Annotated in this window: 26 protein-coding genes and 5 pseudogenes; all 31 read right to left on the reverse strand. The window is 55.1% G+C overall.

All coding sequences use genetic code 11. The features are described from left to right. Positions 1-40 precede the first annotated feature (40 nt). Positions 41-616, reverse strand: a complete 576-nt coding sequence (locus GKZ67_RS15300; protein ID WP_173243945.1) for an RNA polymerase sigma factor — start codon at positions 614-616, stop codon at positions 41-43. Between the two features lie 158 nt (positions 617-774). Next, positions 775-3,400 (reverse strand): annotated as a pseudogene (locus GKZ67_RS15305) (MGH1-like glycoside hydrolase domain-containing protein). 217 nt (positions 3,401-3,617) lie between these two features. Next, the gene (gene rplQ / locus GKZ67_RS15310) at positions 3,618-4,199 is read right to left on the reverse strand and encodes a 50S ribosomal protein L17 (protein ID WP_151086015.1); all 582 of its coding nucleotides are present in this window, start codon (positions 4,197-4,199) and stop codon (positions 3,618-3,620) included. A 247-nt stretch (positions 4,200-4,446) separates the two neighbouring features. Then, entirely contained in the window at positions 4,447-5,436 is a 990-nt protein-coding gene (locus tag GKZ67_RS15315) for a DNA-directed RNA polymerase subunit alpha (protein ID WP_173243948.1), read from the reverse strand. Positions 5,437-5,603: 167 nt separating this feature from the next. Further along, complete coding sequence (rpsD, locus tag GKZ67_RS15320; RefSeq protein WP_151086019.1) at positions 5,604-6,209, reverse strand: 30S ribosomal protein S4; 606 nt, start codon at positions 6,207-6,209, stop codon at positions 5,604-5,606. Positions 6,210-6,235: 26 nt separating this feature from the next. Beyond that, entirely contained in the window at positions 6,236-6,628 is a 393-nt protein-coding gene (rpsK, locus tag GKZ67_RS15325) for a 30S ribosomal protein S11 (RefSeq protein WP_068340513.1), read from the reverse strand. Between the two features lie 135 nt (positions 6,629-6,763). Then, entirely contained in the window at positions 6,764-7,141 is a 378-nt protein-coding gene (gene rpsM, locus GKZ67_RS15330; protein ID WP_151086021.1) for a 30S ribosomal protein S13, read from the reverse strand. 114 nt (positions 7,142-7,255) lie between these two features. Beyond that, on the reverse strand, positions 7,256-7,372 hold the full coding sequence (gene rpmJ / locus GKZ67_RS15335) for a 50S ribosomal protein L36 (protein ID WP_068340511.1): 117 nt from the start codon (positions 7,370-7,372) through the stop codon (positions 7,256-7,258). Between the two features lie 23 nt (positions 7,373-7,395). After that, positions 7,396-7,614 (reverse strand): translation initiation factor IF-1, encoded by a 219-nt coding sequence (gene infA, locus GKZ67_RS15340; RefSeq protein WP_035567874.1) that lies wholly within the window; start codon positions 7,612-7,614, stop codon positions 7,396-7,398. Between the two features lie 5 nt (positions 7,615-7,619). Then, positions 7,620-8,402 carry a type I methionyl aminopeptidase gene (gene map, locus GKZ67_RS15345; protein WP_173243951.1) on the reverse strand — a complete coding sequence of 261 codons (783 nt, stop codon included), beginning with the start codon at positions 8,400-8,402 and terminating at the stop codon, positions 7,620-7,622. Between the two features lie 9 nt (positions 8,403-8,411). After that, the gene (gene secY, locus GKZ67_RS15350; RefSeq protein ID WP_151086024.1) at positions 8,412-9,728 is read right to left on the reverse strand and encodes a preprotein translocase subunit SecY; all 1,317 of its coding nucleotides are present in this window, start codon (positions 9,726-9,728) and stop codon (positions 8,412-8,414) included. A 22-nt stretch (positions 9,729-9,750) separates the two neighbouring features. After that, positions 9,751-10,197 (reverse strand): 50S ribosomal protein L15, encoded by a 447-nt coding sequence (rplO, locus tag GKZ67_RS15355; RefSeq protein WP_173243954.1) that lies wholly within the window; start codon positions 10,195-10,197, stop codon positions 9,751-9,753. 15 nt (positions 10,198-10,212) lie between these two features. Beyond that, positions 10,213-10,302, reverse strand: coding sequence for an uL30 family ribosomal protein (locus tag GKZ67_RS25280; protein ID WP_410505023.1), 90 nt, complete (start codon positions 10,300-10,302; stop codon positions 10,213-10,215). A gap of 96 nt (positions 10,303-10,398) precedes the next feature. Continuing rightward, entirely contained in the window at positions 10,399-11,013 is a 615-nt protein-coding gene (gene rpsE / locus GKZ67_RS15365) for a 30S ribosomal protein S5 (RefSeq protein WP_133656913.1), read from the reverse strand. A gap of 6 nt (positions 11,014-11,019) precedes the next feature. Then, a complete protein-coding gene (rplR, locus tag GKZ67_RS15370; protein ID WP_151086030.1) occupies positions 11,020-11,370 on the reverse strand; it encodes a 50S ribosomal protein L18 in 351 nt (116 codons plus the stop codon). A gap of 9 nt (positions 11,371-11,379) precedes the next feature. Then, on the reverse strand, positions 11,380-11,937 hold the full coding sequence (gene rplF / locus GKZ67_RS15375) for a 50S ribosomal protein L6 (protein ID WP_173243958.1): 558 nt from the start codon (positions 11,935-11,937) through the stop codon (positions 11,380-11,382). 22 nt (positions 11,938-11,959) lie between these two features. Continuing rightward, positions 11,960-12,357 (reverse strand): annotated as a pseudogene (rpsH, locus tag GKZ67_RS15380) (30S ribosomal protein S8). 327 nt (positions 12,358-12,684) lie between these two features. Continuing rightward, positions 12,685-12,954, reverse strand: coding sequence for a 30S ribosomal protein S14 (rpsN, locus tag GKZ67_RS15385; protein ID WP_144846881.1), 270 nt, complete (start codon positions 12,952-12,954; stop codon positions 12,685-12,687). Continuing rightward, positions 12,954-13,510 (reverse strand): annotated as a pseudogene (gene rplE, locus GKZ67_RS15390) (50S ribosomal protein L5). Before rplE ends, rpsN begins: the two are co-directional and overlap by 1 nt. Before the next feature lie 12 nt (positions 13,511-13,522). Further along, on the reverse strand, positions 13,523-13,786 hold the full coding sequence (gene rplX, locus GKZ67_RS15395) for a 50S ribosomal protein L24 (protein ID WP_173243961.1): 264 nt from the start codon (positions 13,784-13,786) through the stop codon (positions 13,523-13,525). 8 nt (positions 13,787-13,794) lie between these two features. Beyond that, entirely contained in the window at positions 13,795-14,157 is a 363-nt protein-coding gene (gene rplN, locus GKZ67_RS15400; protein WP_173243964.1) for a 50S ribosomal protein L14, read from the reverse strand. Positions 14,158-14,166: 9 nt separating this feature from the next. Then, positions 14,167-14,466 carry a 30S ribosomal protein S17 gene (gene rpsQ, locus GKZ67_RS15405; RefSeq protein ID WP_173243967.1) on the reverse strand — a complete coding sequence of 100 codons (300 nt, stop codon included), beginning with the start codon at positions 14,464-14,466 and terminating at the stop codon, positions 14,167-14,169. A gap of 2 nt (positions 14,467-14,468) precedes the next feature. Further along, positions 14,469-14,678, reverse strand: a complete 210-nt coding sequence (gene rpmC, locus GKZ67_RS15410) for a 50S ribosomal protein L29 (RefSeq protein ID WP_173243970.1) — start codon at positions 14,676-14,678, stop codon at positions 14,469-14,471. 4 nt (positions 14,679-14,682) lie between these two features. After that, positions 14,683-15,111 (reverse strand): 50S ribosomal protein L16, encoded by a 429-nt coding sequence (gene rplP, locus GKZ67_RS15415; protein WP_068340453.1) that lies wholly within the window; start codon positions 15,109-15,111, stop codon positions 14,683-14,685. Positions 15,112-15,204: 93 nt separating this feature from the next. Next, a pseudogene (gene rpsC / locus GKZ67_RS15420) lies at positions 15,205-16,100 on the reverse strand (30S ribosomal protein S3). Positions 16,101-16,175: 75 nt separating this feature from the next. Further along, positions 16,176-16,558 (reverse strand): annotated as a pseudogene (rplV, locus tag GKZ67_RS15425) (50S ribosomal protein L22); the annotation flags it as partial. 1 nt (position 16,559) lies between these two features. Beyond that, positions 16,560-16,838 (reverse strand): 30S ribosomal protein S19, encoded by a 279-nt coding sequence (gene rpsS, locus GKZ67_RS15430; protein WP_068340444.1) that lies wholly within the window; start codon positions 16,836-16,838, stop codon positions 16,560-16,562. Positions 16,839-16,841: 3 nt separating this feature from the next. After that, entirely contained in the window at positions 16,842-17,669 is an 828-nt protein-coding gene (gene rplB / locus GKZ67_RS15435) for a 50S ribosomal protein L2 (RefSeq protein ID WP_151086043.1), read from the reverse strand. A 33-nt stretch (positions 17,670-17,702) separates the two neighbouring features. Continuing rightward, positions 17,703-17,990 (reverse strand): 50S ribosomal protein L23, encoded by a 288-nt coding sequence (gene rplW, locus GKZ67_RS15440; protein ID WP_068340438.1) that lies wholly within the window; start codon positions 17,988-17,990, stop codon positions 17,703-17,705. After that, positions 17,990-18,637 carry a 50S ribosomal protein L4 gene (gene rplD, locus GKZ67_RS15445; RefSeq protein ID WP_173243976.1) on the reverse strand — a complete coding sequence of 216 codons (648 nt, stop codon included), beginning with the start codon at positions 18,635-18,637 and terminating at the stop codon, positions 17,990-17,992. The genes rplW and rplD overlap by 1 nt, the downstream gene beginning before the upstream one ends. 19 nt (positions 18,638-18,656) lie before the next feature. Further along, a complete protein-coding gene (rplC, locus tag GKZ67_RS15450; RefSeq protein WP_151086047.1) occupies positions 18,657-19,277 on the reverse strand; it encodes a 50S ribosomal protein L3 in 621 nt (206 codons plus the stop codon). Between the last annotated feature and the right edge of the window lie 54 nt (positions 19,278-19,331).

The raw sequence follows: 19,331 nt of genomic DNA on the forward strand, positions 1-19,331 counted from the left end.
TGGGTAGGAGAAGAATTTGCTAAAGCGTAATGCTGGTCTGCTAACTCAGGCCGCGCTGCATCGCCAGCTCGCGCAGGCGCTGCCGCGCCCGACTGTACTGCGACTTCGAGGTCGATTCGGTAATGCCCAGAATGCCGGCTATTTCAAGGTGGTCGTAGCCTTCCAGCAGGTAAAGCGAGAGCACCACCCGGTAGCCATCGGGCAGCTCCTGAATGCAGCGCCGCAGTACGTCGGCCCGGTACTGCTGCTCATCGGCATCGTCGGCGGCGTGCGGCGACACCTGCTCGGCGGGGGCCGCGTCGTGGTGAAAGTCTTCGAGCGGCACCAGCTGCAAGCGCCGCTGCCGTAGGCAATTAATACTCTTATTTACTACAATGCGCTTGAGCCAGGCTCCGAACGACGAGTCGCCCTTATACCCACTCAGCTCCCGAAACGCGCTCAGGAAAGACTCCTGCAATACATCCTCCGCCTCGGCATAGTCGCCCGTGATACGCAGCGCCGCGTTAAACATGGCCTTCGAGTAGCGGCGGTACAGCTCGGCCTGCGCCTGCCGGTCGTTTACGCGGCACCGCTCTACCAGCGGGGCATTAATATCGATATAGGCAACGGCTTCCATAGGCAAACTCGGCTAACAGTAAAGCGCAAAGGTCGGTGGCTTTCCGAAATTGTACCCTAACAGACAAAGCGCACGTGCGTCGGGTTGCACTGCGTGACGATAATGATTACCAGCGCCCGAAGTACATATTAAATTTAATATATTACAAATCAACCTCCCTACTCCTGCGTCCGCTGCTGAAGCAGGCGCACTACCAGGCCCGTCCAGCCGGTTTGGTGGCTGGCCCCTAGGCCGTGGCCATCATCACCATGAAAAAACTCGTGAAACAGCAGGTAGTTTTTAAAATGCGGGTCGTGCTGCAATAGCACCGAGTTGCCGAAAGCCGGGCGCTTGCCATCGGCATCCTTCAGCAGCAGCCGGGCCAGGCGCGCGGCCAGGGCATCGGCTATTTCCTTGAGGTTGTGCTGCTGACCCGAGCCCGTCGGGTACTCTACCGTGAAGGTGTCGCCATAGTAGGCATAAAACCGCTGCAACGACTCGATAATGAGGTAGTTGACTGGGAACCAGACCGGCCCGCGCCAGTTGGAGTTGCCCCCAAACATATCCGATTCGGCTTCGCCCGGCACATACGTCACCGTGAAGCTCGATTCTTCGGCCTGGTACTCATACGGGTGCTCAAGGTGGTAGCGCGACAACGACCGGATGCCGTGGTCAGACAGAAATTCGGTCTCATCCAGCATCCGTGCCAACACGCTTTTGAGGCGGCTGCGCCGCATCAGGCTCAGCAGATGGCGGTGCGTGCCCTTACCCAATTCCTGCCAGCGGCTTACCTGGCCCACGAGGTGCGGCCGGTTTTCTATCAGCCACTGAGCCCGGGCCGTAAACTGCGGCATGGCATTGAGCAGCTCATCCTCAATCACCTCTACCGCAAACAGCGGAATCAGGCCTACCATGGAGCGAATGCGCAGGCGCGACCGCGAGTCGTCGGGGGTGTGCAGCACGTCGTAGTAAAACTGGTCTTCCTCGTCCCAGAGGTTAAAATCGCCCCCGCCCCGCGCGTCATCGCATAGGCAATGTGCAGAAAGTGCTCGAAGAACTTACTGGCCATTTCCTGATACACGGGGTTAGTTTTGGCCAGCTCCAGCGCCATGCGCATCAGGTTGAGGGCAAACATGGCCATCCAGCTCGTGCCGTCACTCTGCTCAATCTTCCCGCCGGTGGGCAGCGGGGCCGAGCGGTCAAACACGCCGATGTTGTCCATCCCCAGAAAGCCCCCCTCGAAGATGTTGCGCTCGTCGTGGTCCTTGCGGTTTACCCACCACGTAAACGTCATCACCAGCTTTTGAAACACGGCTTCCAGAAACGGGGTATCGCCGTTGCCGCCGTTAAGCTTACGGTCCATCTGGTACACGCGCCACGTAGCCCAAGCGTGTACCGGCGCATTCACATCCTCAAACTTCCACTCGTAGGCCGGCATCTGGCCGTTGGGATGCAGGTAGCCGTCCTGCGTCAGCAGCCGCAGCTGCTGCTTGGCAAAGCTGGCATCAACCATCGCCAGCGGCAGGCAATGAAAAGCCAGGTCCCAGGCCGCATACCACGGATACTCCCACTTATCGGGCATTGAGATGATGTCGGCATTGTGCAAGTGGCGCCAGCTTGAGTTGCGGCCTTTCTGCCGCTCCTTCGGCGCGGGCCAGGCCGGGTCGCCGTCGAGCCACTGGCTCACATCGTAGCAATAAAACTGCTTGCTCCAAAGCATACCGGCAAAAGCCTGCCGCTGCACATTGCGGGCATCCGGGTCAGCCACGCCCTCCTGCACACACTCGTAAAACACTTCGGCTTCCTGCTGCCGGGTGGCAAAAAGCTCGTCAAAATTCGCAAACGGCGTATCATGTACCGGCTGGCTCAAGCGCAGACGTACCACCTGCGCTTCGCCCGGTGCAATTGTAAACACGTAATGCGCCGCCGCTTTCGTACCCGTTCGGGCCAGGTTCACCGCTTTCTGCCGGCCGCCTACCAGATAGTCGTTAATACCATCCTTAAAGTAGGATTCGCCGGCTGGCTGGCGGCCCAGCAGGCTCGTATTAGTTTCATTCTCACAGAACAGCAGCTCGGGCTCCTGGTCACTATATAACTGGTACTGGCCCAGCTCCGAATGTGTAGCCTGCACTACCCCGGCTGCCACTTGGCGCAGTTCGGGGCGCCGGTCGTCGTTGCCCCAGGCCCAGGTATTACGAAACCATAGCTGCGGCAGCACGTGCAAAGTAGCAGCTTCCGGCCCGCGGTTGTGCGCTGTAATGCGTACCAGCACATCGTCGGGCGCGGCCTTGGCATATTCTATAAATACATCGAAGTAGCGGCTCTCGTCAAAAATACCGGTATCCAGCAGCTCGTACTCCGGCTCCAGCCGGGTGCGCCGGCCATTCTCCGCTAGCAGCTTTTCGTACGGAAAAGCATGCTGCGGATACTTATAAAGCATTTTCATGTACGAGTGCGTGGGCGTACTATCCAGGTAATAGTACTGCTCCTTCACATCCTCCCATGGTTGCCCTGGCCGTTTGTCAAGCCAAAAAGCCGCTCCTTCAGCTGCTCATCGACTCCGTTCCACAGGCCCACGCCAAAACATAGCCGCTGCTTATCGTCGCTAAGCCCTGCAATGCCTTCTTCTCCCCAGCGATAGGCATACGAGCGCGCCATCTCGTGCGTGATAAAGTCCCAGGCATTGCCATCGGCGCTATAGTCTTCGCGCACCGTGCCCCACTGCCGCTCGGTAAGGTAAGGGCCGAATTTTCGCCAGCTCGCTGTATGGTTATTGGCTTCCGCCAGACGTCGCTGCTCTTCCATTAATATAATAAATTATTAATATTACTCCTAGCCACTGACACCCTGACGCTAGGCCGGCTGTCGCCGCTCCTGTATTCTTTATTTCGTAATACTGGTTCGCACGCTCACAGTTGCCTTTGGGTACGCTTTACTACAAACCCGGCGTTCTATCCAGAATAGCGCACAAAAAAAGGGACGTGCCGTGAAGCACGTCCCTTTTTCTATAGTTAGCAGCTAACTACTCAGCGGCAGCTTGCTCGCGGGTTTCCCCGTTGGTCAGCGTGTCGGTAGCTGTGTCTGCCGGAGCCGACTCGGTAGTAGTGGCAGCCGGAGCATCAGCCACCACAGCGGCCGACGTACCAGCTTCATTACCAGCCTCCGACTTGCCACCCCGACGACGCGAACGACGGGTAGTAGTAGTTTTGGCTTCAGCAGCATTCTTGGCTTCGAGCAGCGTCTCGTTGAAGTCAACCAGCTCGATGATGCACATATCGGCGTTGTCACCGGCGCGGGTAGCGCTCAGCTTCAGAATGCGGGTATAGCCACCCGGACGGTTGGCAATCCGACCGGCAATCTCTCCGTACAGCTCCTTAATACTTTCCTTGCTTTGCAGGGTAGCGAAAACAGTACGGCGCGAGTGCGTCGTATCGTCTTTAGCCTTAGTCAGCAATGGCTCCACAAACTGGCGCAAAGCTTTGGCTTTGGCAACCGTCGTGGTTACGCGCTTGTGGAGAATGAGCGACGAAGCCATGTTCGACAGCATCGCGTTGCGGTGGGAGGCTGTGCGCCCCAGGTGGTTGATTTTTTTACCGTGTCTCATCGGACAGATTGGTTAAATGCTACGCTTGCGGACCAGGACCACGGCGGGTCAACGGACCTCATTAGAACCCTAATCCCGAGGGCGTAGCGGATTGAAAATAAGGCAGAAATATAAAATGTGGCAGATGTGAAAATTGCTTTTCTGGTCACCCCGCCTCATTCGTAACCTAAAAAATGTGGGAGTTGGAAGTGTGAGTCGGGGCATTGGCCACATTTCCTCATTCTTCCACCTCCCACATTCAATAATTCTAGTCTTCGTCGAGGCGATACTTGCTCAGGTCCATGCCGAAATGGAGACCCTTCTCCTCAACCAGGTTTTCCAGCTCAGTGAGGCTCTTCTTACCGAAGTTGCGGAACTTCATCATGTCGGCCATGTCGAGCTGTACCAGCTCGCCCAGGGTTTTGATGTCGGCCGCTTTCAGGCAGTTATAAGCCCGTACCGAAAGGTCCATCTCGCCGAGCGAAGTTTTCAGCACCTTGCGCATAGCGAGGGTTTCCTCATCAATCGGCTCGGCAGCCGCCGGGCGGTTACCGCTCAGCTGCATCGTGCTGTCTGAGAACAGCATAAAGTGCTGAATCAGGATATTGGCGGCACCTTTCAGCGCCTCCTCCGGATGAATCGAGCCGTCGGTCTGGATTTCAATCAGCAACCGCTCGTAGTCAGTCTTCTGCTCTACGCGCGTGTTCTCGATGCTGTACTTCACGTTCTTGATAGGCGTGTAGATAGCATCAATGGCAATCTGACCAAAAACCTGGTCGGTGGGCTTGTTCTCGTCGGCGGGTACGTAGCCCCGGCCCCGCGCAATCGTCAGCTCAAACTCCAGCTCCTTGGCTGGGTCGAGGTTGCAGATAACCAGCTTCGGATTCAGAATTTGAAAACCTACGGCAAACTTGCCAATGTCGCCAGCCGTAAAGCTGTCCTGACCGCTTACGCGCACCGTAATCTTGTCCTCAATGGCGTCGCTGATTTTCTTGAAGCGCACTTGCTTGAGGTTCAGGATGATTTCGGACATATCCTCAATCACTCCTTCAATCGTCGAGAACTCGTGCAGCACCGAAGTCGTGCGCACCGACGTAATGGCGAAGCCCTCCAGCGACGACAGCAGAATGCGCCGCAGCGCGTTCCCAATCGTGACGCCGTAGCCCTTCTCCAGAGGCTTGAATTCAAACGTTCCGGTGAAGTCGTCGGATTTCTCCATCACCACCTTCTCCGGCATCTGAAAAGCTAAGATTGACATATGTGGGGCGTTTAGTTATTTAAAAGTAAAGCAAGCCGAAGCTTGCTAAGTTCCCCAAAACCAACCTGTTGCCTAAAACAGGTTCCCCGCCCCACCGGGGACGAGCCGGGGATGGGGTCAGCATAAGTGCGGCCCGAGCCAAGCCCGGGCCGCACCAAGTGCCTTTATTACTTCGAATACAGTTCGACGATGAGCTGCTCCGTAATTTTTTCCGGAATCAGCTCACGCGACGGCATGTTGGTGAACGTGCCCACCATGTCCTTGCCGTCCCACTCCAGCCACGAGAACTGACGCGCATTGCGAACCGTCAGGCTGGTAGTGATAGCTTCGAGCGACTTCGACTTCTCACGCACCCCAACCTGGTCGCCGGCGCGGAGCTTGTACGAAGGAATGTTTACCACTTCACCGTTCACGGTGATGTGCTTGTGCGACACCAGCTGACGAGCAGCACGACGGGTGCTGGCGATACCAAGGCGGTACACCACATTGTCCAGCCGCGACTCAAGCAGGCCAAGCAGGTTTTCACCCGTAATGCCGGGCAGTACCGCCGCTTTGTGAAACAGGTTCTCGAAGTATTTCTCCAGCACACCGTACAGGTACTTTACTTTCTGCTTCTCCATTAGCTGGACAGCATATTCCGACTGCTTCTTGCGGCGGCCACGGCCGTGCTGGCCGGGCGGATAGTTTTTCTTATTGAGCGCTTTGCTCGGGCCAAAAATCGGCTCCGAAAAGCGGCGGGCGATTTTGGCGGTAGGGCCAGTATAACGTGCCATGTGGGTTTACTAACAGAAATGAAAAATCAAACGCGGCGACGCTTGGGCGGGCGGCAGCCGTTGTGCGGCAGCGGCGTCACGTCGCGAATGGTCGTCACTTCAATGCCCACGTTACCCAGGGCGCGAATAGCCGACTCACGGCCAGCGCCCGGGCCTTTCACGAAGATTTCGGCTTTGCGCATGCCGAGGTCATGAGCTACTTTGCCGCAATCCGTAGCTGCCATTTGGGCTGCATAAGGAGTGTTTTTCTTCGAGCCCCGGAAACCCATCTTACCTGCCGAAGCCCAGGAAATTACCTGACCATTGGAGTTGGTGACCGAGATAATGATGTTGTTAAAGGAGGCGCGAATGTGGACCTGGCCCACCTGCTCCACCACGACAAGCCGCTTTTTGGCTTTGTCTTTTCTTTTTTGTGCCATTTGGTTATCGCTGAAACACGGCAGGTGTTGAAATTTCAGTTATCAATTAGCAATGAACAGTTAGCAGTTGAAGTCATCTAGGCTGATAACTGTTCACTGCTAATTGATAACTGAAATCCCGATTGCCGCTATGAATTATTTCGTTGCTTTCTTCTTACCAGCAACAGTTTTGCGCTTGCCCTTACGGGTACGCGAGTTGTTTTTGGTATGCTGGCCGCGCACCGGCAGGCCTTTGCGGTGACGCAGGCCACGATAGCAGCCAATGTCCATCAAACGTTTGATGTTGAGCTGAATCTCCGAACGCAGTACGCCTTCGGTTTTGTGCCCGGCCGCGATGATGTTACGCACCTCGCTAGCTTCAGCTTCAGTCCAATCCTTCACTTTTTTGTTGACATCAATGCCAGCCTGAGTGAGGATTTTAACCGAATTGCTCCGGCCAATGCCGAAAATGTAAGTCAGGGCGATTTCGCCGCGCTTGTTGTCCGGGATGTCTACCCCTGCGATACGAGCCATAGTGGTTGTTAGGTGTTTGCGGACCAGAAAGCCCGGCAGCGGCTTGGAAGGCGACTGGCTGAATAAAAGTTCAAACCAGTCAGTACCCAAGGCTCCGGGTTTCTGAAAAATGATTTAGCCCTGACGCTGCTTGAAGCGGGGGTTCTTCTTGTTGATAACGTAGAGCTTGCCGTTGCGACGGATGATTTTGCAATCAACGCTACGTTTCTTCACCGAGGTTTTTACTTTCATGACCTTGAAAAGAACGAAAAAAATTACTTGTAACGATACTTTATACGGCCCTTCGACAAGTCGTAAGGCGACATCTCCAGTTTCACCTTGTCGCCGGGCAGAATTTTAATATAGTGCATCCGCATCTTGCCCGAAATGTGGGCAATCAGTTGGTGGCCATTTTCCAATTCCACGCGAAACATGGCGTTAGAAAGGGCTTCGAGGATGGTACCGTCCTGCTCGATGGAGGCTTGTTTTGCCATAAGGGCTACTGCAGTGCTTTTTCTATATATTCAAACGAAGTCAGAATCTCTGCCTTGTCTTTTCTAACAACAACCGTGTGCTCAAAGTGCGCAGCGGCTTTTTTATCACGGGTCCGGATAGTCCAGCCATCCTTTTCCTGTACTACATCCTTCTTGCCCAGCGTTACCATCGGCTCAATCGCCAGGGTCATTCCGGTTTGCAGCAGAGGTCCGGAACCACGTTTACCGTAGTTAGGGACCTCAGGCTTCTCATGCAGGCTGGCACCTACCCCATGCCCTACCAATTCGCGCACCACGCCGTACCCTTTCGGAGCAACATGGTTTTGAATGGCAAAGCTGATATCGCCAACACGGTTACCAGCTACGGCCTGCTCAATGCCTTTGTACAGCGAAGCTTCCGTTTCCTTAAGCAGTTGCCGCACTTCCGGCGATACTTCCCCGATTGGGTAAGTATAGGCACTATCTGCGTGGTAGCCGTTGAGCAGCACTCCGCAATCTACTGACAGAATATCACCACTCTTCAATGGCTCATCGGTAGCAAACCCGTGCACCACTACCGCGTTTGGACTAAGGCAGAGGCTATGCGGAAAACCATATAATCCTTTGAACGAAGGAGTAGCCCCGTGGTCCCGAATGAACTCTTCGGCGCGACGGTCCAACTCCCGCGTCGTAACTCCTTCCCGAACCAGCGCAGCTACCTCCCCGTGCGCGCGTGCCAGTAGCTGCCCGGCGGCGCGCATCAAGTCAATCTCTTCTTCTGTTTTATACTGAATAGTGCCGGTAGCCATGGTTTCTGTTTACGAAGCCAACGCTACTGGTTCAGTAGCACGGCCACGCAGTTTGCCCGACTTCATCATTCCATCGTAATGCCGCATGAGCAGATAGCTTTCTATCTGGTTCAGCGTATCAAGTACTACCCCCACCATAATGATAAGGGAAGTACCACCGTAGAACAGCGACAAGGGACGAGTTACGCCCAGCAACAGCGCCATGGTCGGGAAGATGGCAATCAACGCCAGGGCTACTGCTCCGGGCAACGTCACACGCGTCAGGATATCATCAATGAATTCGGAGGTATCGCGCCCCGGCTTCACACCCGGCACAAAGCCGCCACTCCGCTTCAGGTCATCCGCAATCTGGTTGGGGTTGACACTGATAGCAGTGTAGAAATAGGTGAATACGATAATCAATAAAGCGAATACGGTATTGTATACCCAGTGCTCGGGAGAAAAATAGGCAGCTATAGTAGCCGCCAAATCACTATTCTTATCCCATGCGGAAGCAGCAATGCTAGGCACAAACATCAGCGACTGGGCAAAGATGATGGGCATTACACCTGCTGCATTGACTTTCAGCGGAATAAACTGTCGCTGCGCATCAAGCTGCGTAGTACCGCCTACCTGCTTTGCGTACTGCACCGGAATACGGCGAACAGCCTGCGTAAGCACGATAACGGCCATTACTACCAGGAACAGCACCACCAGCTCCAGCAGGAAAATCAGTGACTTGTTAATGCCTTTAGCAGCTGCTTCGCCAATAAGGGCACCGGGTAGGCGCGAGACAATTCCAATCATGATAATCATGGAAATGCCATTGCCGATTCCTTTATCGGTAATTTTCTCACCCAGCCACATGCAAAACAGCGTTCCGGCTGTGATGATGAGCATCGTAGAAACAGTAAAGAAGGTGCCCGGATTAGTTATCGCCTCCGCATTGATAGTAGCCAGGAAACCCACAGACTGAGCCATCACAATCGGGATAGTCAGTAAGCGGGTATACTGGTTAATTTTCTTCCGGCCTGATTCGCCTTCCTTCTGAAGCTTCTGAAAGTAAGGTACCGCAATCGTAAGCAGCTGCAGCACAATAGAAGCCGAGATGTAGGGCATAATGCCCAGCGCGAAGATGGAGGCGTGGCTAAACGCCCCACCCAGCAGCGTATCCAGAATGCCGAATACCCCGCCGCTACCCGCCTTCAGACGGGTTGGGTCAACGCCAGGCAATACGACGTAGCAGCCGAGCCGATAGATAGCAATGAAAAATAGCGTATTGAGGATTCGCGTACGCAAATCCTCAATCGCAAAAATGTTTTTTATCGTGTTGATAAACTTATTCATTGCTACTTCCTAACAATATAAGTTACAGCGTAACTACTTTGCCACCAGCCTTCTCGATAGCCTCTTGGGCAGTCTTTGAAAAAGCATGAGCGTGTACTTCCAAAGCAGCAGTCAGCTCACCGCGGCCCAGAATTTTAATTTTAGCATTCTTCGATACCAGACCAGCCTCTACGAAGTAGGCCTGGTCCATCGAAGCAACAGTCCCCTTTTCGAGCAGGCTCTGCAGCACGTCCAGGTTAATGCCTTTGTACTCAACACGGTTGATGTTCGTGAAACCGAATTTCGGCACACGACGCTGCAGAGGCATTTGACCGCCTTCGAAGCCCGACTTGCGCGAGTAGCCCGAGCGTGACTTAGCACCTTTGTGACCACGGGTAGCGGTACCACCACCACCTGAGCCTTCACCACGGCCAAGACGCTTGTTGTTGCGCGTCGAGCCAGCGGCGGGTTTTAGATTGGAAAGATTCATGACTGGGATAAACGCTTACAGTTCGGTTACTTCCAGCAGGTGCTTTACCGAAGCTACCATACCCAGGATACTGGGATTGGCTTCGTGAGTAGCAGTGCTGTTCATTTTATTCAGGCCGAGGGCCTGCACGGTGCGCTTCTGACGCTCGGGCGGTCGATGGCGCTGCGCACGAGCTTTACTTGAATCTGTGGCATGGTCAACTTAACCGTTAAATACGCGAGCGAGAGAAATGCCGCGCGCCTGAGCTATTTGCATCGGGTCGCGCATCTTGGCTAGGGCAGCAAAGGTAGCCTTTACTACGTTGTGGGGGTTCGACGAGCCTTTCGACTTAGCGAGTACGTCTTTGATACCAGCCGATTCGAACACGGCACGCATAGCGCCGCCAGCGATTACGCCCGTACCAGCCGCAGCGGGCTGAACAAGTACGAAACCTCCACCGTAGCGGCCTTCCATTACGTGGGGAACAGTGTGCTTGTACAGCGGCACTTTCACTACATTCTTGCGAGCGTCGTCAATGCCTTTGGCAATGGCATCGGTCACCTCGTTGGCTTTGCCCAGGCCGTAGCCCACGTTGCCTTTGCCATCGCCTACCACTACGATAGCCGAGAAGCTGAAGCGACGACCACCTTTCACCACTTTGGCTACCCGGTTGATGGCTACTACTTTTTCTTTGAAGTCTGAGTCGCCCTGAACCGAGCTATCGTTGCCGCGGCCACCGCGGTCGTTGCCGCGACGGTCGTTGCCGCCCCGGTTGTTGCCACCGCGGTCGTTTCCCCCAGGAGCGCCACCACGGTTGTTGTTGTTATACTCTGCCATGATGCCTTAGAAATTGAGGCCGCCTTCGCGGGCTCCTTCTGCCAATGATTTAATACGACCGTGATAGAGGTAACCTGAGCGGTCGAACACCACTTTCGTGATGCCAGCCTCCTGCGCCTTAGCGGCGATTTCGCGGCCTACGGCAGCGGCCAGCGCCACCCCGTTACCACCTTCGGCGGTTACCTTCTTCGACGAAGCGGCAGCCAGCGTGCGGCCGGCCGTGTCGTCGATAATCTGGGCGTAGATGCCCGTGTTAGAGCGGAACACCGACAGGCGCGGGCGCTCCGATGTGCCGGACACTTTCGTGCGGATGATGCGCTGAATGCGCTTCCGGCGAGTTGCTTTATCGAAAGCCATGATACTAGATTACTTTTTAGCGGCAGTCTTGCCGGCTTTACGACGAACGATTTCACCCACGAAGCGCACACCCTTGCCTTTGTAAGGCTCGACTTTCCGCAACGAGCGGATTTTGGCGGCTACCTGACCGATAAGCTGCTTATCGATGCTGGTCAAGGTTACAATGGGGTTTTTACCTTTTTCGGTAACGGCCGTGGCCGACACTTCTTTGGGCAGCGCCAGGTACACGTTGTGCGAGTAGCCAAGCGACAGTTCCAGCGACTGGCCAGCCAGGGCGGCCTTGTAGCCTACACCTACTAGTTCGAGCTTATGCTCGAAGCCAGTGTTTACACCCGTAATCATGTTATTGATAAGTGAGCGGTACAGGCCGTGCATGGCCTTGTGGCGCTTCTGCTCGGTCGGACGGGTCACTACTACCTGGCCGTCTTCCATAGCTACCGCGATGTCGCGGTCTACAACCTGGGTCAGGGTGCCTTTGGGGCCTTTAACCGTTACGGTATTTTCGTTGTCGACCGATACCTGCACGCCGGCGGGCAGTGCAATCGGTAGTTTGCCAATGCGGGACATATAGATACTAGGGCTTAGCAGGTTAGTACACGTAGCACAGCACCTCGCCGCCCACGTTCTCATTTTTAGCCTCCTTTTCGGTCATTACCCCTTTCGAGGTCGACAGGATGGCCACACCCAAACCGCTCAGTACGCGGGCAGGTTCTCGACGTGCCGATACTGGCGCAGACCGGGAGTGCTCACGCGCTCCAGCTTGGTGATAGCCGGGGCTTTCGTAGTGGGGTTATACTTCAAGGCGATTTTAATCACACCTTGGGCCGAAGTATCATCAAAACGGTAGCTCTGAATGTAGCCCTTGTGGTAGAGCACCTTCGTGATTTCCTTTTTGATGTTGCTGGCCGGGATTTCCACTACCCGGTGGTTCGCCTTAATGGCGTTGCGCAACCGGGTAAGGTAATCGGCAATCGGGTCAGTATTCATTTAGTTAAAATAGGCCCTGGTTTTGGGACCGCAAAGATAAGAAAATTTCGACGCACTAGCTACTGCCGTACAACGAAATTTCAGTTAAGACTACTGGGCTCGGCTGTCGGGGCCGGCCCATGGTTTCTTTCGGCAACCTGCCAAATGAGTGGGCGAACCCACAACGTACGTAAGCTTTTTCGGGGTGCAAAGGTAGCAGGAAGTGTGGCACTTATGCAAACTCTCAGCTAACTTTTATTCGTCACTACTCCTTATAAGCCCAAAAGAAATTCCCAAGCTAAGGTCCGAAAACATTAACTTGGGAATCAGTTTTGGCCGTTTTGTATACTACCAGCTCGACTTCGTCACGCCGGGAATCTTACCAGCCAACGCCATTTCGCGGAAGCGAACGCGGCTGATGCCAAACTTACGCATGTAGCCACGGGGGCGGCCGTCAATCATATCGCGGTTGTGCAGGCGCACGGGCGACGCGTTGCGGGGCAACTTATCGAGGCCAGCGTAGTCACCGGCAGCTTTCAGGGCCTTGCGCTTCTCAGCGTAGCGGGCTACCAGGGCAACGCGCTTGCGGGCCCGGGCTTTGATGGATTCTTTAGCCATTATTCAGCTTCCTTTTTAGCGTTGGCGAAGGGCATACCGAAAGCGCGGAGCAACTCGTAGCTCTGCTCATCGTTTTCGGCCGTCGTTACGAAGGTGATATCCATACCGGAGATGCCTTTGATTTTATCAATCGAAATCTCGGGGAAGATAATCTGCTCCTTCACACCGAGGGTGTAGTTACCCCGGCCGTCGAAGCCCTTGTCATTGATGCCTTTGAAATCCCGTACGCGGGCAGTGCTACGGTCAGCAAACGGTCGAGGAATTCGTACATCCGCTCGCCACGCAGCGTCACGCGCGCACCGATGGGCATACCCTCACGGAGTTTGAAGTTAGAAACCGAACGCTTGGCGATGGTTGCAACAGCCTTCTGACCAGTGATGGTCGTCAGCTCCTCTACCCCGTTATCAACCAATTTCTTGTCAGCAACAGCGGCACCGATGCCCCGGTTGATGCAGATTTTGGTGATGCGCGGTACCTGCATGATGCTCTTGAACTGGAATTTCTCCTGGAGCGCGGGTACTACTTCTTTCTGATATTTATCTTTCAGTCGAGCCATTATCGTAACGAATTAAGCGTTGGCCGAATCAACCTTCTTCACGTTCGACACGTGCATGGGGCTCTCGATTTTAGTGATGCCACCCTGGGGATTCTTGGCACTCGGCTTGTTGTGCTTCGTTACCAGGTTCAGGCCTTCTACGATAACCCGCTGTGTAGAGCGATTTACCGATTTGATGGTGCCGGTTTTGCCGCGCTCGTCGCCGGCAATAACCTTCACGAGGTCGCCGGATTTCACGTGCAGGTGCACGACCGGGGCTTTTGCTTTGGTTGCCATTGGTTAGATTACTTCGGGGCCAGCGATACGATTTTCATAAACTGCTTCTCGCGCAGCTCGCGGGCTACTGGCCCGAAGATGCGCGTGCCGCGGGGCTCGTCGTTGTTGTTGAGCAGTACGGCCGCGTTGTCGTCGAAGCGGATATAAGAGCCGTCCTTACGACGGATTTCTTTCTTCACGCGTACGATAACAGCCTTGCTAACAGTACCTTTCTTGGCATTGCCCGAAGGGATAGCCGACTTGATAGCTACCACGATTTTATCACCAACCGTAGCATACTTCTTGCCCGTGCCACCCAGTACGCGGATGCAGAGCACTTCCTTGGCGCCGCTATTGTCGGCTACCGTGAGGCGGGATTCTTGCTGTATCATCGTTCAGGATTATTTAGCACGTTCAACAATTTCAACCAGGCGCCAGCGCTTGGTCTTGCTCAGGGGACGGGTGCTCATGATGCGCACCAAGTCACCTTCGCCACACTCGTTTTTCTCGTCGTGGGCGTGGAACTTAGTAGTCTTGCTCACGAACTTACCGTAAATCGGGTGCTGGTGCTTGGCTACTACCGCCACCGTGATGGACTTATCCATCTTGTTGCTGGTCACCTTGCCCACGATTTCTTTCCGCATGTTGCGGTCCGAAGCATTGTCGTGAGCCGGCAACAGGTTTTCTTGAGTCGGTTCCATTACTAAGCTTGGTTAGAAGCCTGCTCATTGTTCCGACGCGAAAGCTCCGTTTGCAGGCGAGCAACGGTTTTGCGGTTGGCCTTCAGGCGGCCGGGGTTTTCGAGCGGGCTGATAGCGTGCGCAAAGCGCATCTGCTGGCCGTTGGTTTGCTCGGTTTTGATTTGCGTGCGCAGGTCGTCGAGCGACAGGGCGCGGATTGCTTCGTTTTTCATCGGATTAAGCAGCGTTCTCTACGTAGTCGCGACGAACTACAAATGAGGTACGAACCGGCAGCTTCTGAGCCGCCAGACGCAGCGACTCCTTCGCGGTTTCGAGGCTCACGCCATCCGATTCAAACATGATTTGGCCAGGCTTCACGCAGGCTACCCAATACTCGGGCGAACCTTTACCCTTACCCATCCGCACTTCAGCAGGCTTCTTGGTAATTGGCTTATCTGGGAAAATGCGAATCCATACTTGCCCTTCGCGTTTCATGGCACGGGTCATGGCAATACGGGCAGCCTCAATCTGGCGAGCCGTAATCCAAGAGATTTCCAGTGACTTAAGCGCGAACGAACCGAAGTCTATGGAGCTGCCGCGGTAGGCCAGGCCTGTTACGCGACCCTTTTGCATCTTGCGATACTTGGTCCTTTTCGGTTGTAACATTTGAGTAAAAAAAGAAAACTTGAAAAATATTAGCAGTGAACCGTACCCTGAACAAAATGATTCAGGATACGGCTCAGACTAGTTTAAGTAACCCTAGCGACGGGGGCCGCCACCCTGGCCGCCGCGGTTGCCACCGCCAGCGGGGCCACCGCCTTGACCACCACGGTTGCCACCGCCTTGGCCGCCCTGGCCACCACGGGGCCACCGGCGGCGCCGTCACGACGCGGGCCACGGTCGCCATCGCGACGCGGACCACGGTCGTTGCGGTCACCATCGCGGCGCGGACCACGGTCGCCACCACGGCCGCCACGGTCATCACCACCCTGCTGACCAGCAGGCACTTGGTTTGGCGAGAGGTCGGGCTTGCCGAATACCTCACCGCGCATTACCCACACCTTGATGCCGATTTTGCCATACACCGTTTGGGCTTCCGACAGAGCATAGTCGATGTCGGCGCGCAGCGTGTGCAGCGGGGTACGACCTTCTTTGTACTGCTCCGAGCGAGCAATCTCGGCACCACCTAGGCGGCCACCGCACTGAATTTTGATGCCTTCAGCACCAGCCCGCATAGCAGCCTGGATAGACATCTTCATGGCGCGACGGAACGAGATACGAGCAGCCAGCTGCTGTGCGATGCTCTCCCCTACCAGGCGAGCGTCCAGCTCAGGACGCTTAATCTCAAAGATGTTGATTTGAACGTCCTTCTTGGTGATTTCCTTGAGCTCGTCCTTGATCTTATCAACCTCCTGGCCACCTTTACCGATTACCACCCCCGGACGAGCCGTGTTGATGGTGATGGTAATCCGCTTCAGGGTGCGCTCGATAACGATGCGCGAGATACCGCCCTTTTGGATACGGGCGTTGATGTACTTGCGGATTTTCTCGTCCTCAACGAGTTTGTCGGCAAAATCCTTGCCGCCGTACCAGTTTGAGTCCCAGCCTTTAATAACGCCGAGTCGGAAACCGACGGGATTTACTTTCTGTCCCATGATAGATTAAGCGTTGGCAGGGGTTTCGTTGGCAGGCTTGTTTTTGTCGGGCGCAGCTACTGGCTGGTTATTGCTACGATTCAGCTTGTTGCGCTCTTTACGAGTCAGCTGCGATTCGAGAGGCGGACCAACTACCAAGGTAACATGGTTGCTACGCTTGCGGATACGATGGCCGCGACCCTGGGGGCAGGGCGCAGACGCTTCAGTTGGCGTCCTTCGTCCACCATGATTTCGGTCACGTAGAGGTCAGCATCTTCGATACGCTCGTCAGCATTCTTAGCCTGCCAGTTGGCTAGCGCCGACAAGAGGAGCTTTTCGATGCGCTCAGCGCCCGAATTGGCTTCGAAGCGGAGCAGGCCGAGGGCCTGGGTAACGCGCTTGCCGCGTACCAGATTGGCTACCAAGCGCATTTTGCGCGGCGAGGTAGGTACGTTGCGGAGTTTGGCTACTGCTTCCATCTTAACGCTTGCCTTTATCTTTTTTGGCGACGTGACCGCGGAAGTTGCGCGTGGGCGCAAACTCGCCGAGCTTGTGGCCCACCATGTTTTCAGTTACATAGACCGGGATGAACTTGTTCCCGTTGTGGACTGCGAAGGTGTGGCCTACGAAGTCGGGCGAAATCATCGAGCGCCGCGACCAGGTTTTAACCACCGACTTCTTGCCAGCGCTTTCGAGCGCTTCTACCTTTTTCTCGAGCCGGAAGTCAATGTACGGCCCTTTTTTGAGTGAACGTGCCATATATTACTTCTTGCCTTTGCGGCTGACAATCAGGTTCTCAGAATACTTGTTCTTGTTGCGGGTCTTCTGACCCTTCGCGAAGATACCGTTACGGCTACGTGGGTGACCACCCGACGATTTACCTTCACCACCACCCATTGGGTGGTCAACAGGGTTCATGGCTACACCACGAACGCGGGGGCGACGACCAGCCCAACGGTTGCGACCGGCTTTGCCCATCACCACGTTCATATGGTCGCCGTTAGATACTGTACCAACCGTGGCCGTGCAGGTAACGAGTACCATGCGCATCTCACCGGAGGGCAGCTTGAGGGTAGCGTACCGCTCTTCGCGGGCGACGAGCTGGGCATACGTGCCAGCTGAGCGAGCGATAGCAGCACCTTGACCGGGCTGCAGCTCAATGTTATGCACGATAGTACCGAGGGGCATCTCGCGAAGCGGCAACGCGTTGCCAAGGTCGGGAGCTACGCCAGGACCCGATACGATGGTCGCGTCTACGTTCAGGCCAGCGGGGGCGATGATGTAGCGCTTCTCGCCGTCGGCGTAATGTAGCAAGGCGATGCGCGCCGTGCGGTTGGGGTCGTACTCAATAGTCTTCACCGTGGCCGGAACACCGTTCTTGTCACGCTTGAAGTCTACGATACGATACTGGGTCTTGTGTCCACCGCCAATATAGCGGTTAGACATTTTACCCGAAGAGTTGCGGCCACCGCTCTTTTTGAGCGAGGTCAGCAACGACTTCTCCGGCGTCGACGTCGTTAGCTCGTCGAAGGCCGGGGCCACGCGGAAGCGTTGGCCTGGCGTGGTTGGTCTGAGTTTTTTAAGTGCCATTACTAGCTAGTTGGGCTTTTGCGGCGAAGGCAATTAGATATTGCCGTAGAAATCGATGATGTCACCGTCCTTCAGGGTCACAACGGCTTTTTTGCCGTGAGCGCGACGACCCGAAACCTGGCCACCTTTGGTAGCCTTCGACTTGATTTTGCCAATCGTGCGCATCGTGTTGATGCCAGTCACGGTGACGCCATAAAGCTGCTCGATGTCTTTCTTAATCTGCACCTTGTTAGCCGTGCGTTCCACTTCGAATACGTAGCGGCCGGTTTCGGTGAGGCTGGTAGCCTTCTCGGTGATAATGGGGCGTTTCAGCGTGCTCATTATTCGGCGGAGTTGTTAGCGGTGTACAATTGCTCCAGTGAACGCAAACCATCTTCGCTAATCAGCAAGGTGTCCGTGTTCAGCAAGTCGTGGGTGTTGAGCGCTACTGGGGTAGCAATTTTCACCTTCTGCACGTTGCGGGCGCTCAGCAGCAGATTCTTGTCAGCCTCAGCAGCTACATACAAGGTCTTGCGGCCGTTGTTGAGCTTCATGCCATTGAGGATGGCAACAAAGTCTTTCGTACGGGGCGTGCTCAGCACCAGGTTTTCAACTAGGGTCACTTTGCCTTCGCGAGCCAGCACCGAAAGGGCCGACAGGCGCGCAACGCGCTTGGTTTTCTTATTCAGCTTAAAGCTGTAATCGCGCGGACGAGGGCCGAACATCCGGCCACCACCTACGAACACACCCGACTTCATCGAACCAGCGCGGGCACCGCCGGTGCCTTTCTGCTTCTTCAGCTTCTTGGTGGTGCGAGCGATTTCAGCGCGCTCCTTCGATTTGTGCGTACCCTGGCGCTGGTTGGCCAGGTACTGCTTCACGTCGAGGTACATGACGTGCTCGTTCGGCTCGTGGCCGAACACGGCGTCGGACAGCGTAACCTTGCGGCCGGTGTCTTCGCCTTTGCTATTGAATACGGACAGTTCCATCTCTAGTAAGCTTAGCAGGTTATTTCTCCAGAACCACGTAGCCGTTCTTGGCGCCGGGCACCGAGCCACTCACCAGAATCAGGTTCTTATCAGCCACAATACGCATCACTTTCAGGTTCTGAATCTTGACGCGGTCGGTGCCCATGCGGCCACCCATGCGCATTCCTTTGAATACGCGCGAAGGCCACGAGCACGCACCGATAGAACCGGGGTGACGCAGACGGTTGTGCTGACCGTGGGTTTGACCACCCACGCCCTGGAAGTTGTAGCGCTTTACAACCCCTTGAAAGCCTTTACCTTTTGAGGTACCTACTACGTCAACGAACTCACCTTCTTCGAACAGCGAGGTTTCAACCGTGCTGCCCAGGGTATACGTTGCGATGTCTTCCGTGCGGAACTCGACAAGGCGCTTTTTGGGGGTGGTACCGGCTTTCGCGAAGTGACCAGCCAGCGCCTTGGTAGTACGCTTGGCTTTCTTCTCGCCGTAGCCGAGCTGAACAGCATTATAGCCGTCAGTTTCGACAGTTTTAACCTGCGTCACTACGCACGGACCCGCTTCGATGAGCGTGCAGGGAATGTTCTTCCCGTCCGGAGTGAAGAGGCTTGTCATACCGATTTTTTTACCGATGATGCCAGGCATTCTGTGTGGATATTAAATGACACAAAAAGAAAAGGCCCGAGTGGCCTTTTCGCT

The sequence above is a fragment of the Hymenobacter sp. BRD67 genome (assembly GCF_013256425.1).
In the GTDB taxonomy this organism is placed as follows: domain Bacteria; phylum Bacteroidota; class Bacteroidia; order Cytophagales; family Hymenobacteraceae; genus Hymenobacter.

Excerpts from the sequence above, each read along its gene's own strand:
- rplP (WP_068340453.1), bottom strand. The coding sequence starts at position 15,111 with ATGTTACAACCGAAAAGGACCAAGTATCGCAAGATGCAAAAGGGTCGC.
- rplN (WP_173243964.1), bottom strand. The coding sequence starts at position 14,157 with ATGATACAGCAAGAATCCCGCCTCACGGTAGCCGACAATAGCGGCGCC.
- rpsN (WP_144846881.1), bottom strand. The coding sequence starts at position 12,954 with ATGGCTAAAGAATCCATCAAAGCCCGGGCCCGCAAGCGCGTTGCCCTG.
- rplB (WP_151086043.1), bottom strand. The coding sequence starts at position 17,669 with ATGGCACTTAAAAAACTCAGACCAACCACGCCAGGCCAACGCTTCCGC.
- rpsQ (WP_173243967.1), bottom strand. The coding sequence starts at position 14,466 with ATGGAACCGACTCAAGAAAACCTGTTGCCGGCTCACGACAATGCTTCG.
- rpmC (WP_173243970.1), bottom strand. The coding sequence starts at position 14,678 with ATGAAAAACGAAGCAATCCGCGCCCTGTCGCTCGACGACCTGCGCACG.
- rplX (WP_173243961.1), bottom strand. The coding sequence starts at position 13,786 with ATGGCAACCAAAGCAAAAGCCCCGGTCGTGCACCTGCACGTGAAATCC.
- rplO (WP_173243954.1), bottom strand. The coding sequence starts at position 10,197 with ATGAATCTTTCCAATCTAAAACCCGCCGCTGGCTCGACGCGCAACAAC.
- map (WP_173243951.1), bottom strand. The coding sequence starts at position 8,402 with ATGGCTACCGGCACTATTCAGTATAAAACAGAAGAAGAGATTGACTTG.
- GKZ67_RS15315 (WP_173243948.1), bottom strand. The coding sequence starts at position 5,436 with ATGTCAATCTTAGCTTTTCAGATGCCGGAGAAGGTGGTGATGGAGAAA.
- rplD (WP_173243976.1), bottom strand. The coding sequence starts at position 18,637 with ATGGAACTGTCCGTATTCAATAGCAAAGGCGAAGACACCGGCCGCAAG.
- rplC (WP_151086047.1), bottom strand. The coding sequence starts at position 19,277 with ATGCCTGGCATCATCGGTAAAAAAATCGGTATGACAAGCCTCTTCACT.
- rpsS (WP_068340444.1), bottom strand. The coding sequence starts at position 16,838 with ATGGCACGTTCACTCAAAAAAGGGCCGTACATTGACTTCCGGCTCGAG.
- rpsE (WP_133656913.1), bottom strand. The coding sequence starts at position 11,013 with ATGGCAGAGTATAACAACAACAACCGTGGTGGCGCTCCTGGGGGAAAC.
- rpsK (WP_068340513.1), bottom strand. The coding sequence starts at position 6,628 with ATGGCACAAAAAAGAAAAGACAAAGCCAAAAAGCGGCTTGTCGTGGTG.
- secY (WP_151086024.1), bottom strand. The coding sequence starts at position 9,728 with ATGAATAAGTTTATCAACACGATAAAAAACATTTTTGCGATTGAGGAT.
- rplF (WP_173243958.1), bottom strand. The coding sequence starts at position 11,937 with ATGTCCCGCATTGGCAAACTACCGATTGCACTGCCCGCCGGCGTGCAG.
- rplQ (WP_151086015.1), bottom strand. The coding sequence starts at position 4,199 with ATGAGACACGGTAAAAAAATCAACCACCTGGGGCGCACAGCCTCCCAC.
- rpsD (WP_151086019.1), bottom strand. The coding sequence starts at position 6,209 with ATGGCACGTTATACTGGCCCTACCGCCAAAATCGCCCGCCGCTTTTCG.
- infA (WP_035567874.1), bottom strand. The coding sequence starts at position 7,614 with ATGGCAAAACAAGCCTCCATCGAGCAGGACGGTACCATCCTCGAAGCC.
- rplW (WP_068340438.1), bottom strand. The coding sequence starts at position 17,990 with ATGAGCACGCTGAAACGCCCCATTATCACCGAGAAGGCTACCAGCCTC.
- GKZ67_RS15300 (WP_173243945.1), bottom strand. The coding sequence starts at position 616 with ATGGAAGCCGTTGCCTATATCGATATTAATGCCCCGCTGGTAGAGCGG.
- rpsM (WP_151086021.1), bottom strand. The coding sequence starts at position 7,141 with ATGGCTCGTATCGCAGGGGTAGACATCCCGGACAACAAGCGCGGCGAA.
- GKZ67_RS25280 (WP_410505023.1), bottom strand. The coding sequence starts at position 10,302 with ATGAACAGCACTGCTACTCACGAAGCCAATCCCAGTATCCTGGGTATG.
- rplR (WP_151086030.1), bottom strand. The coding sequence starts at position 11,370 with ATGGCTTTCGATAAAGCAACTCGCCGGAAGCGCATTCAGCGCATCATC.
- rpmJ (WP_068340511.1), bottom strand. The coding sequence starts at position 7,372 with ATGAAAGTAAAAACCTCGGTGAAGAAACGTAGCGTTGATTGCAAAATC.